9 protein-coding genes are annotated in these 13,648 nt (G+C 34.2%); 8 read left to right on the top strand and 1 reads right to left on the bottom strand.

The genetic code is table 11. The features are described 5' to 3' along the window. Positions 1-34 precede the first annotated feature (34 nt). Genes cobM through FOF46_RS05400 form a run of 5 tightly spaced genes read left to right on the top strand, consistent with a single transcriptional unit; the run spans position 35 to position 4,793 of the window. Entirely contained in the window at positions 35-1,888 is a 1,854-nt protein-coding gene (gene cobM, locus FOF46_RS05420) for a precorrin-4 C(11)-methyltransferase (protein ID WP_244299570.1), read from the top strand. Beyond that, positions 1,888-2,619 (top strand): precorrin-6A/cobalt-precorrin-6A reductase, encoded by a 732-nt coding sequence (locus tag FOF46_RS05415; RefSeq protein ID WP_143915742.1) that lies wholly within the window; start codon positions 1,888-1,890, stop codon positions 2,617-2,619. Before cobM ends, FOF46_RS05415 begins: the two co-directional genes overlap by 1 nt. A gap of 3 nt (positions 2,620-2,622) precedes the next feature. Beyond that, complete coding sequence (locus FOF46_RS05410) at positions 2,623-3,720, top strand: cobalt-precorrin-5B (C(1))-methyltransferase (RefSeq protein WP_143915741.1); 1,098 nt, start codon at positions 2,623-2,625, stop codon at positions 3,718-3,720. Further along, on the top strand, positions 3,717-4,427 hold the full coding sequence (locus tag FOF46_RS05405; protein WP_109434040.1) for a hypothetical protein: 711 nt from the start codon (positions 3,717-3,719) through the stop codon (positions 4,425-4,427). The genes FOF46_RS05410 and FOF46_RS05405 overlap by 4 nt, the downstream gene beginning before the upstream one ends. 48 nt (positions 4,428-4,475) lie before the next feature. Further along, positions 4,476-4,793: a histidine kinase gene (locus FOF46_RS05400; RefSeq protein ID WP_109434041.1), complete on the top strand. Its 318-nt coding sequence runs from the start codon at positions 4,476-4,478 to the stop codon at positions 4,791-4,793. A gap of 30 nt (positions 4,794-4,823) precedes the next feature. On the opposite strand, the gene FOF46_RS05395 is transcribed toward FOF46_RS05400, so the two are convergent. Continuing rightward, on the bottom strand, positions 4,824-5,987 hold the full coding sequence (locus FOF46_RS05395; RefSeq protein WP_109434042.1) for a response regulator: 1,164 nt from the start codon (positions 5,985-5,987) through the stop codon (positions 4,824-4,826). Between the two features lie 743 nt (positions 5,988-6,730). On the opposite strand from FOF46_RS05395, the gene FOF46_RS05390 reads away from it, so the two are divergent. The 3 genes from FOF46_RS05390 to cobN all read left to right on the top strand — a co-directional run bounded on the left by FOF46_RS05390 (position 6,731) and on the right by cobN (position 13,619). Beyond that, positions 6,731-8,395, top strand: coding sequence for an AAA family ATPase (locus tag FOF46_RS05390; protein ID WP_143915740.1), 1,665 nt, complete (start codon positions 6,731-6,733; stop codon positions 8,393-8,395). A gap of 11 nt (positions 8,396-8,406) precedes the next feature. Beyond that, complete coding sequence (locus FOF46_RS05385; RefSeq protein ID WP_143915739.1) at positions 8,407-9,738, top strand: cobyrinic acid a,c-diamide synthase CobB; 1,332 nt, start codon at positions 8,407-8,409, stop codon at positions 9,736-9,738. 134 nt (positions 9,739-9,872) lie between these two features. Next, positions 9,873-13,619 carry a cobaltochelatase subunit CobN gene (gene cobN / locus FOF46_RS05380; protein ID WP_143915738.1) on the top strand — a complete coding sequence of 1,249 codons (3,747 nt, stop codon included), beginning with the start codon at positions 9,873-9,875 and terminating at the stop codon, positions 13,617-13,619. Positions 13,620-13,648: the final 29 nt, after the last annotated feature.

Below are 13,648 nucleotides of genomic sequence, written 5' to 3'. Positions count from 1 at the left end.
TCTTTGACAATTAAAAGGTCCTAATAACATACGCATGTCAGAACCCATTATAAAAGTTGCAATACTCTGTTTTACAGATCAAGGATTATCTATCGCTAAAACATTACAAAAAGAGTTTTATCGTTCCAAAATTCTCACAACCAGAGATACTACTTCCAGTAAGGATATCAAACAGATTGATTCTGTAGCCGAGCTAATGAAAAATTCTTTTCACAACTATGATGCTTGGATTTTTATAGGAGCTTTGGGTATTTGTGTTCGTAGTATAGCACATCATATCGAGGACAAAACTACAGATCCAGCTGTTATTAATATAGATGATCAAGGTAAATTTGTCCAGTCGGTATTAAGTGGTCATATTGGTAGAGCAAATGTTGTTACCAAACAAATAAGTAAAATACTAGATGCACAAGCTGTGATATCTACTTCGAGTGATTTGCAAGAATTATGGGCATTAGATACACTTGCAGAAAGATATCGCTGGAAAGTAAAAAGTTCTATTAGCACCAATGAAATTATCTCTTTGTTTGTAAATAGAAAATCAACTGCACTGATCCTAAAAACCAAAGACAAAGGAACTCAATACCTCGAAAAAACATGTCCAGATTTTGTTGACATATTTTACAACCTCGATGATTGTGATATAAACGAATACGAGTTACTAATTTATATAGGGTATGAAGTTTTTGATAGTAAAACTCCAATAATCTCATATTATCCTGCTTGTATTGCAATAGGAAGTGGTTGTGCTAAAGACATAGAACCTTCGTTATTAATCAAGGGATTAGAATCTGCATTAGAAAAAGAAAATGTAGCTATAGAAAGTGTATATGCTATCGGATCTGCAACAATCAAGAATAAAGAGCAGGCTTACCTTGATTTTGCAAAACAATATAACATCCCATTTATAACATATTCAGGCGAAGAACTTAATACTATTACCGTAGCTAACCCATCAGAAGTAGTAAAAAAGAAAGTTGGAGTATATGGCGTTTCTGAAGCAGCAGCTGCTTTGATTGCTGATCAGTCAACTTGGCTTACAGAAAAAACAAAAGTGTTGACTCAATCAGGTAAGAAATTCACCTATGCTTTTAGTTTATTAAGCGTATATGAACGTAAAGCTAGTATTGCTATTGTAGGTGCTGGATCTGGAGATCCAGAATTATTAACTCTAAAAGGACAATACATTTTAGAAAATGCAGATTGTATTTTATATGCAGGTAGTTTAGTACCAGAAGCATTAACTCATATGGCAAAAGAAGGTGCTTTGGTTCGCAATTCTGCCTCTATGACCCTAGAAGAACAAGTAGCGATCATGGATCAATATTATGCACAAGGAAAATCCATTGTTCGTTTACATTCTGGTGACCCTTCAATTTATGGAGCGATACAAGAGCAAATGACCATTTTTGACGAAAAAGGATATGAATATTATATCGTTCCGGGGATTTCATCATTTCAGGCTGCGGCAGCACATCTAAAATCAGAATTTACTATTCCCGAAATAGCGCAAACTATTATCCTTACCAGAGGTGAAGGTAATACTCCAATGCCAGAGCATGAGAAAATAGCAGATATGGCAAAATTGAGAGCTACCATGTGTATTTTCTTAAGCGTGGGTATTGCAAAAAAAATACAGGAGCAACTCTTAGAACATTATCCAGAAGACACTCCGTTAGCCATATTGTATCGAGTGAGCTGGCCAGATGAGCAGGTATGGACAGGTAAACTTTCAGAGTTAACTACAATAATTAAAGAAAATAAACTCACTAGAACGGTTATGATTGTAGTAGGAGAAGCTATTGGAGCTCGAAAAAATCGCTCTTGGTTGTACGATGATAAATGGCATCATATTTTTAGAAAAAAAGAAAAAACAATTCAATCCTGATGATACTTGTATTTGGCGGAACTACAGAAGGTAAATGTGTTGCTAAAACATTGGATGAACTAGATATTCAATACTATTATTCTACTAAAACCAAAGTAGAGTATATTGGAAAAGGAATTCCGATATTTGGTGAAATGACTACAACGTTATTAGAAGCTTTCTGTAAGAAACAGAATATTACTCATATCATCAATGCTTCTCATCCTTTTGCGATACAATTACATCAAACCATTGCTAATATTTCTCTGGAATTACCTTTAATACGTTTTCAGAGAAAGCATTCTCCCAAAACTTTACATCGACTTGTTTCTTATGTTGATACCTTTGAAGAAGCCATACATCATTTTAATAAAAACCACTATCAATCATTACTTGCTCTATCTGGAGTACAAACTATTATAAAGTTAAAAATGTATTGGAAAACCTATCCTACTTGGTTTCGAATTTTGGATAGAGATTCTTCCCGAGTAATAGCTACAGCAACTAACTTTCCTAAAACTCATTTACTATTTGGGTATCCACAAACTAAAAATGAAGAAATAGCTTTGTTTACTAAAATAGCGCCAGAAGTAATTTTTACCAAAGAAAGTGGAAATAATGGAAAATTAGAAGAGAAAATACAAGCTGCATTGGCTGTAAATATTCCTATTGTTATTTTAAAAAAACCAGAAATTTCTAATCGGTATCTTTGTGTTGATACAGCAGATGAATTAAACAAGTTAGTAACTTAATTTTTGGGAGAACTAAAAGACATACCAGATAAACCATTACGTAGAGGTTATACTACAGGAGCTTGTGCAACTGCTTGTACAAAAGCAGCTTTATTAAGTTTAGTCACTCAACAAAAAATCAAAGAAACACAAATACAATTACCTATTGGGGAAACGGTTACATTTCTGGTTGAGTTAGTTTCACTCACCCAAAAAGAAGCTACATATTCTACCATAAAAGATGCTGGTGATGATCCTGATGTAACCCATCAGGCAGAGATTATGGCTACTGTCAATCTTAATACCACTGGGGACATTATTTTTAAAAGAGGAGAAGGGGTTGGACTAGTAACACTTCCCGGGTTAGAAATCTCTGTAGGAGAACCTGCTATTAATCCAGTACCCAGGGAAATGATGAGCATCGTTTGCAAAAAAATACTATCTGATTACCAACTCGAAACTAATGGTGTGACAATCACAATATCTGTAAAAAACGGCGAACAATTAGCAAAAAGAACACTTAATAGTCGTCTGGGGATTTTACATGGAATTTCAATTTTAGGAACTACCGGCATTGTGACTCCTTTTTCTGCTGCCTCTTACATTGCTAGTATTCGACAAGGAATAGATGTTGCCATAGCTAATGGAAAAACTCAATTGTTAATTAATTCGGGGGCACGTAGTGAAAAAATGTTGAAAGCATTATTTCCTGAAATTGATGATATTTCATGTGTGCACTATGGTAATTGGATACAAGAAACTTTTGAGAAAATTGACAAATCCCCGCAGATTACTAAAGTATTTATGGGTATAATGTTAGGTAAAGCAGCAAAATTAGCACAAGGTAATACCAACACCCATAGCGGAAAAACAACTTGGGATAAAAACTTCATCCATCAACTGGCGATAGAAGCAGGCTATCCAATAGAAATTGCCAACAAAGTTTTATCACTAAATATGGCAGGACGTCTAAGGGAAATTTTTACTTTTACAACCCAAGAAAAATTTTATCAAAAACTAATAGAACGATGCCATTACCATTGTCAGAAAATAGCTCCAAAAGTGCAGCTTCAAATATATTTGATCAATAATGATGGAATCCATATAGCATATACTTTATGAACATAATGAATCTTGCCCGACCTCTAATCGCAGGAGTATTACATTCTTTTGAACCCGATCATATGTCCGCGGTTTCTGTATTGGCAGCAGAAAATGCTATTAAGAAGAAAAAAGTATCTTTTAAAACTGTATTTACAGCATCTCAGTGGGCATTAGGACATTCTGTTACTTTGTTAATGTTTGGTGGAATTGCGCTAGTATTTAGAGCGGCGTTGCTCACTTTTGTTGAAAGTATTTCCTTCTGGGCAGAATTTTCTGTTGGTCCTATTATGATTTGGCTAGGCGTAATGGCAATTCGTAGAAATCATAAGATCAATGCAATGATGGCTGATCATAAAAAAATAGAAGCCCATGAACATCTTGCTAATAACCCTATTCATTTACATGGTAAAACCGGTGAAGAAATAGCTATGAATCCTATCAATCGATCTTTTTGGATCGGTATGCTCCATGGGTTAGCTGGAACTGGAGGTGCACTTACCTCAGCACTTATTATTAGTGCTGATACTATATCCGATGCAATATTAATCCTAATTGTAGAGTCTATTGGTATTATTTTCTCTATGGCTGTCTATAGCTATGTCCTTATTTTTACCATGAGTCGTTTTATAGAACGTAATATATCCGTTTTTAAATGGATGAATGGTGTAATTGGTATTATTTCTATACTAGTTGGATTGATGGTATTACAAAGTGTACTTTTTTAATAATTCAAATAATTTTGTTTATCACGTTCTAATCAAAAAATCACTTCAATGGAACAACCAAACTTATCAGAGATTAATAAGCTATCTAATGGGGATAAAATTTTTGAAGAAAAAATTTTTAATGTTATCAAAAAAGAATTCCCGTTAGAAAAAGATCAATACTTCAGTAATTTAGAGCATAAAAACCTTATAAAAGCTGCAGAAGACGTCCATAAATTAAAGCACAAGATCAGTATTCTCGGACTTGAAAAAAGTTATGAAATTGCTACTGATTATGAAAACAATTTAAAAAAAGGAAGTTACAAACTAAAGGAAGATTTTGAAAAAACTCTACAAGTGATCACAGAATATATAAATACACTATAATTTATACCTATTTCCTTTTAGCCATACCACTTACCTAACCTTGGATTTGACTTTAAAGTTATAATAATAAGCAATTTGGGCAAGCTGCCCTACAATTTTCACAGAATCTTTCATAGATAGTTTGGAACCATCTGCATGTATCCAACGTTTAAGAGGTTGCTCACATATATAGGAAATTGCTTTTTCTCTTCCATAAAATTTACGCATCTTCATAAAAATCTCTACATCAAATAACCATTTTGTTATAAACTTCTCTCGAAACATTTCATTCGCTATTTCTTTATCCATGATTTTAGCTCCACATTGTGTATCATTAAAAGACATGCTTAAGATATTTCGAATAATCAAATTAATGGTTTTACTGATAATTTTTCGTGCTGACTCTTTGGTAATGTTTGCTCCCATCCTACTCATTCTGGAGCCGCTTACAATTTTAAACTTGGAAGATTCTATAGTTTTAACCAAATCATCAAAATCTTTAAAATCTGTTGATAAATCAGCATCCAAATATCCTATATAGTCTAACTGTGAGTCCTTGGCAAGATGAAGAACCCCTTGTCTTACAGCTTCTCCTTTTCCACCATTTTTAACACAATTATAGACACTAATGTTATCTTCTCTACCTTCAGATAATTTTTTTAACACTTCTAATGTATTGTCTGTACTTCCATCATTAACAAAACATAAATGGTATCCTAGATTACTATGGGTAAAATCAATGAATTCTTTACTTAAAATTCTTTTTTCTTCGTTATAACAAGGTATTACAACACCAACACAATGTCTTTGTAACATTTGACCTTTAGAACTATTGTCTAACTTTTTTTTAGATTTTATACCAAATATTCTCGCTATTCGTGCCGAAATTTCATTCAGAGATAATGGCTTTTTCATATAATCATCTATCCCCAGATCAAATCCATCTACGATAGTATCCTCATTAGTATTACCAGACATTACCAAAATCTTAACATCTGACTTTTTTTCTTGACGAATATTTTCAATTACTTCAAGACCAGACATTCCATCCATATTAATATCAACGATTACAATATCTGGTTTAAAACTATCAAAAAGTTCTAATCCGGATTGCCCATCACTGGCACATTTAATAGTGTATCCTATATCAGACAGATGTTTTTCTAAGGATAATAAAACAAGTTGTTGATCATCTATTGCCAAAATTTTTTTCATTCAAAGTAGGTTTTACGATATAACCATCCTATACATTAATACAGAATATATCGTTGTTCAAAAACTAAATAGGGGTAATTAAAAAAACAGGGATTTTAACGTACACGAACCTTATCGACTTCCGTATTCGTTTACATTTTGACAAGAAATAACTAACTCTTTGTTATCAAAGAAAAGTAATAACTATTCTAAAAATAGGAAATTATTGGGGAATTAAGTTTGTAAAGTATTTATATTTTATAAAACACTTCTTAATTTTTGTCGTATTTAAATCAAAATTAGAGATGTGTTTCAATTTATTTCTATCATAATTCTCGTCTATTTTTAAAGATTTATTTCTTAATAAAGGTAAAATTCCTAATCAAGAATACCTAGGTTTTAAAGTGCTAACCAGAAAAACAGCGTCATGTTTGTCCTCTAGCTTTTTTTTAATTCAATTTGTTTAACAAAAAAGAAGAGGAAAGAAAATTCGAACTATTCAAAAAATAATGGATGTTCTATATTCTTCAGAAAGAGTATGGTGCCAGGTGTGTTTATTTTTATCTTAGAGGCCCTAATTTTGAAAAAAGGGTGTTGCCTTATACCTTATACACCAAACTTTTCAATTGATGAAAGTTCTATCAAAACAGGAATAAATTATTTTCCATCAAAGATTGTAGAAAGATTAAATGATTGAACTTATAAAAAACCTTAATTCATAACTGTTATAAATCCGTATTTTTACATTTCATATAAAGATACAGATGCCATCAAAATATAGTTATCCTTTTACTGCAATACCAGCTCAAGAAGATTTGAAATTATGTTTACTACTCAACCTAGTAGATCCTAGTATAGGAGGAGTTCTGGCTACAGGTGATAAAGGAACCGCTAAAACAACCATGGTACGTGGATTGAGTCAATTAATGGGAAGTGATTTTCCATTTGTGAATCTACCCATTGGTGCTACAGAGGATAGAGTACTGGGGAGTATTAATCTGGAAGCTTTAATTAATCAAAAAACAACCGTTGTCGATAAAGGTTTATTAGCACAAGCTCATCTAGGTTTTTTATATATTGATGAGGTTAATCTATTAAATGATTATTTAATGGATGTTTTACTAGATGCATCCGCAACAGGTGGTTATCATCTGGAGCGAGAAGGAATCTCCCAATGGATGGACAGTCGTTTTTGCCTGGTAGGCACTATGAATCCAGAAGAAGGTTCGTTACGTCCTCAGTTATTAGATCGATTTGGTTTGAGTGTTACAATTCAAACCCCTACAGACAAAAAAATACGTTCTCAGATAGCTATGCAACGTCTTACCTTTGATAGTGATCCTGTTAGATTCTATCAACAATTTGAAAAAAAAGAACAATCTATTAAAGAACAGGTCCTTTTAGCAAAACAGCAATTACAAACCATCCAAATTCCTGAAAGTGTTCAAGAACTATGTGCAGCATTAACAATTACTAACCAGGTAGAAGGAATGCGCGCAGATATTTTGTTACTCAAAACTGCCAGAGCCTATGCGGCTTATCATAATCACTCAGAAGTGACTTCAGAAATGGTAAATATCATTGCTCCTTTCGTTTTACAACACAGAGCTAAGGAATATACGCCACCAAATGATCCAGGTACTAACGATAATAATGATAAGGAAAAAGAGCAATCGCAAGAGGAAACAACACCTCAACAATCATCTAACAATTCTGAATTTCAATTACCAGAATCTGTACAACAAGGCCTGCAATTCTCTGCACCAAAAAATAACAAAAAACAAGAGATAAAACTGGATGCCCTTGATACCGTTTCATTAGCTTCTTATCCTGCAAAACAACATACCGAACTTGCTATAGTAAAATCTGTAAAAGCATATTTAAAAACAGGAATATTTAACCCTGTTTATAAACAACTCATTCAAAAGTCAACGGCTCGTATTGTATTTTTGGTCGACACTAGTACTTCTATGGCTTTAGATCACCAAATGGGGTATTTAAAAGGAATTATTGAAAAAACAATAATATCATATCCACTACAAAAGATACAATATGCTATTGTGGGGTTACACAATACAACCGCTAAAATTCTACAAGAATTCACATCTAATACTAAGCAAATTGTTACAACTAATTATCAATTAAAAACTGGTGGAAAGACCAATTTGGGTGCTGCATTTTTTAAAGTATATGAATTATTGAGATCTTTAAATACTCAGACTACACAGTTATTTATTTTTACAGACGGAAAAGCAAATACAGGAGCTAAAGATCCATTTCAATATGCTATAACTACATACAAAACATACCTTAGTAAAATACCAAAAACTACCGTTATAGATACAGAGCGTGGTTTTTTAAAATTAGGTAAAGCCAAACAACTAGCAGAGCAACTAAAACTCAATTATTCGGTCGTTTCTGATTTTTAATATTTATACAAATGTCCAAAGCATTTTTAATAGCTGCTCCATGGAGTAATTCAGGAAAAACAACACTTACCTTAGGAATACTACGTTGGTTTCTTAATCAAGGATATAGAGTGCAACCCTTTAAATGCGGACCTGATTACATCGATACCATTCATCATAGTACTGCTGCCAAAAAACCAGCTATTAACTTAGATACGGTGATGATGCCAAAGGAGCATGTGATATCCATTTTTAACAAATATCAACAAGCTTCTGATATTAGTATTATCGAAGGTGTCATGGGATTGTTTGATGGTGCTGTTAAAGATCAGGGAAGCTCGGCAGAAATTGCCAAACTTTTAGACATACCCGTAATTCTTGTTGTTAATGCGAGTAGTATGGCTTATACTATTGCTCCTATTTTACATGGATTAAAAACATTTGACCCCGAAGTTAACATAGCTGGAGTAATTTTTAATTTTGTAAAAACTGAGTCACACTATGTCTTTCTTAAAGAGGCATGTGATGTTGTTGGAATTCCATCTTTAGGATATATTCCTCCTAACGAAGAAATTGCTATTCCATCTCGTCATCTGGGGTTACATATTGATCATACTTTTGAAAATGTTATTGAGAAAGCAGCTTCTCATATAGCAAATAACATCTCTATATCTAAACTATTAGAATCTATAAAAGACACTAAAAATGGTAGGAAAGAAAAACCAGTAAAAGAGATAATTCCTAAAACAAAAACGATTGCTATTGCTAAAGACGAAGCCTTTAGTTTTACATATTTAGAAAACCTGAAATGGCTTGAAACGATAGGAAATATCATCTATTTTAGCCCAATACACGATACAAAACTTCCTGATGCTGATTATATTTATTTAGCAGGTGGGTATCCAGAATTACATCTTCAAAAGTTATCTAAAAATACAGCTATGAGAGCTCAGATCAAGGCAGCAGCTGATCGAGGGGTTACGATTTATGCAGAATGCGGAGGGATGATGTATTTGGGAAATACTATTATTGATGAGGATTCAGTCGCATACCCTATGGTCGGGGTTTTTCCATTGAATACTTCTATGGAAGGCAAAAAGTTGTCTTTAGGGTATCGAAAAGTAGTATGGAATGATTTGGAAATATGGGGACATGAATTTCACTATTCCAAGGTCTCAGGTGATGATACCATTCTTAGTACAGGGAAAGTATTTTCTGCAAGAGGAAAAGAAGTTCTCACAAAAATATATACCTATCAAAACGTATATGCCAGCTATATTCATTTATATTGGGCGGCAATAAACCCAAATTCTATATTAAGTTTTTTATTCCAATCTAAATCTACTTCAAATACTGATACATAAACCAATTTTGATTCTCACCGTAGCTATTGGCTGCGCTTTCGAATTAAAATAGATTTGGAGCACCACTCTTTATTGTATATTTGGTTTTCATTACAAAATCCCAATACAGAGTTTGGGTTAAAACAAGAAAACCTATGCATTTAGTCGCAACCATACCCGGTGGATGGAATCCAAATGATGATGAAATTTTTTATATAGATCAGCAACCGGGCGATATTGTATTTTTAAGTGCAGGAGATACCGAAATTCATACGCTGAATGAAGCGTATAAACAATTGTATGAAATAGATGGAGAATCCTTGCCAAGTTTGCGTATGACCAACCTGGTATATCTTAAACAAGAATTAACAATCGACACCTATCTGGATGAAGTACTTGAAAAGGCTAAGGTAATTGTATGCAGCATGTTAGGAGGCATTAGTTATTATAAATATTTGGTAGAATCTCTGGTTGCATTGCAAGAACGAATTGGTAATACTGTACTATTTTTACCCGCTCATGAACCCGATTTTGAATTGATGAAATTATCCTCTGCAGATATTCATATTGTGCACCAATGCAGACAATATTTACAAGAAGGAGGAAAAGAAAATACTATTGCGCTTTTCAATTACCTACGGCATACCTTTTTTGATGCACAACTCACTATCACTCCTGCTCAATCAATAGCCGATACTTTTTTATATACTGCGGATAAAGGAATGCTTACCCAAGAGGCTTTAGAGACTTCTTTGGATACTGGCAAACCCAACGTGGTGATATTGGCATATCGCACTCATTATCTTTCTGATAATGTAGCTCCAATACATGAGATGAGTGAAGCATTACATGTTCGAGGAATGAATACTTTTGTTGTTTTCGCCAGTAACTTAAGAGATGCAAAACTAGTAGAACAAGTGCAGCAATTAATGACACATTCAGGGAAGCGAGAAGTCCATACAATTATTAATACTACAGGGTTTACCATCAAACCGATGGATGGATCCACTTTTATTTTTGAAAATCTAAAAGTTCCTGTATTACAAGCTATATTTTCTACATCTAATAAAGATGTTTGGAAGGATGGCCTTTTTGGATTACCTCCTACAGATATTGCCATGAATATTGCATTGCCAGAAATTGACGGACGTATTATAGGCCGTGCAGTATCTTTTAAAAAAGAAATAGAAAAGGATACGCTTACTGACAGTTCTATTCTAAAATATGAAGCCTATACTCCTGCCTGCGAATTTATGGCAGAATTGGCGCAGCATTGGACAACACTACAGTATAAAAAAAATAGTGAAAAGAAAATAGCCATTATTTTACCCAACTATCCTAATAAAGATAGCCGTCTAGCTAATGGTGTAGGGTTAGATACTCCAGAAAGTTGTATTGTTTTACTAAACGCTCTCAAATTGAAAGGATATAACGTAGGAGAACAGTTACCCAAAAGTGGAACCGAGTTAATGCATTGGATCACACAAGTGACTACCAACGATGTAACCACAACAATAACCAGACCACATGCTTTGGTATTTGACCATACAGCATTTCAACAATGTTTCTCTGCATTATCAGAAGAACTCAGAAACAAAATAACTGAGCATTGGGGAACACCAGAAGACGACCCATATCATACAGGAAAAGGGTTTATCATTTCTGGGTTTTTATTGGGAAATATCTTCGTAAGTATTCAACCTTCCAGAGGTTATAATCAGGATCCACAAGCAATTTATCATTCTCCTGATTTGCCTCCAACCTATCAATACTTAGCCTATTATTTTTGGTTACAAACAACATACGGTACTGATGCGGTGATACACTTAGGAAAACATGGTAACCTCGAATGGTTACCTGGTAAGAGTGTGTCATTAGATCCTGAAACTTGCTTTCCGGCAGCAGTATTTGGAGCATTACCCCATTTTTATCCTTTCATTATTAATGATCCGGGAGAAGGAACACAGGCGAAAAGAAGAAATCAAGCTGTGATTATAGATCATCTGATTCCGCCAATGACTCGTGCAGAAAGTTATGGTAGTTTAATGAAGTTAGAACATTTGGTAGATGAATATTATGAAGCTGCTTCCTTAGACCCTAAACGATCTCGTGCATTAGAAAAAGAAATAGCGACACTGGTTAAAGAAACAAAACTAAATGTAGATTTAGGAATTGCTTCTGATGATGTGGATGAACTATTAGTGAAGCTGGATGGGTATTTATGTGAATTGAAAGAAGCACAGATTAGAGATGGATTGCATATTTTTGGAAAAGCACCTATTGACGAACAGTTGATTGACTTATTAATCGCTTTGCATCGTGTCCCTGGATATGGAAAGGAAGGTATTACCCAGTTACTAGCCAAAGATTTCAATATTACAGAAAATATCTTAGAGATCCCATATACAGAGGTGATGAACCTAACTATTGAAGATACATTTTGTAAAACAGCAGGTCAGGTTATTGCTCAATTAGAAGATATTGTAAAACGATTATTGATTTCTTATTTAGAAGAAAGTAACATCCCAAAACAATACCCTCTGACTGCTCAGATGTTAGAATACATTAAATTTAACACCTTACTAAAAGTTCAAAAAACAACTGATGAATTAGACTTTTTACTCTCTGGATTAGACGGTCAATACATACCTTCTGGTCCTTCTGGAGCTCCAACCCGTGGTCGATTAGATTTATTACCTACCGGTCGAAATTTTTACTCTGTGGATGTGCGTACCATTCCTACCGAAACTGCATATCGATTAGGCAAAAAAAGCGCACAATTGATTATTGATCGATACTTACAGGAAAATGGTGATTACCCTGAAACTATTGGGATTTCTGTATGGGGAACATCGACTATGCGAACAGGAGGAGATGATATTGCTCAGGCATTTGCGTTGATGGGTGTTCGCCCTATTTGGAAAAACGTAAACCGTAGAGTCACTGATTTTGAAGTCATCCCTTTGATTACATTAGGAAGACCCAGAGTGGATGTTACCTTGCGTATCTCAGGTTTTTTTAGGGATGCCTTCCCAGATGTGATCAACCTTTTTAATGCTGTAGTTACTCGATTGGCAAATCTAGATGAACCTGTTGAGGATAATCCAATCCGTAAACGTTTTTTAACAGAGCAACAACAATGGCAAACACAAGGATTACCAGAGAAAGAAGCCTCACAACGAGCTTTGTATAGAGTATTTGGCTCTAAACCTGGTGCCTATGGAGCAGGACTACAAGCTGTGATTGATGAAAAAAACTGGCAAACTCAGGAAGATCTAGCCAAAGTGTATATTAACTGGAGTGGTTATGCGTATGGAAGTTCTAAAAAGGGAGTATCTGCTCATGAATCATTTCAGAACCGATTGCAAGCCATGCAAATTGTAATGCAGAACCAAGATAATAGAGAACACGATATTTTAGACAGTGATGATTACTATCAATTCCATGGCGGATTAGCAAATGCAGTAAAAACAGTAAAAGGAGGTGAAGCTGAAATTTATTTTGGAGATAACTCCAGACCTGAAACCCCTAAAGTAAAAACCCTAAAAGAAGAACTTTTAAAGGTATATCGATCTCGGGTGGTTAATCCAAAATGGATTAAAGGTGTACAACGACATGGATATAAAGGAGCATTTGAAATGGCTGCTACCTTGGACTATTTATTTGCTTATGATGCGACTACCAATCTCATTGATGATTTTATGTACGAAGGTATTACCGAAAGTTATCTATTAACTCCAGAAAACAAAGAGTTTATACAACAAAATAATCCTTGGGCATTAAAAGACATGAGTGAGCGTCTGCTCGAAGCTATACAACGTGGCATGTGGAAAAACCCATCAGATGAGATGAAACAGGAGTTAGAAGATTTATATCTTAAAGGTGAGGGTATTGTAGAATAATTTTTTTTAAAGAAAGGTAGACCAATGCT

Origin of the sequence: Aquimarina algiphila (assembly GCF_007489275.1) — a bacterium.
GTDB classification, from domain to species: domain Bacteria; phylum Bacteroidota; class Bacteroidia; order Flavobacteriales; family Flavobacteriaceae; genus Aquimarina; species Aquimarina algiphila.
This window is presented reverse-complemented; position numbering and strand designations above follow the sequence as displayed.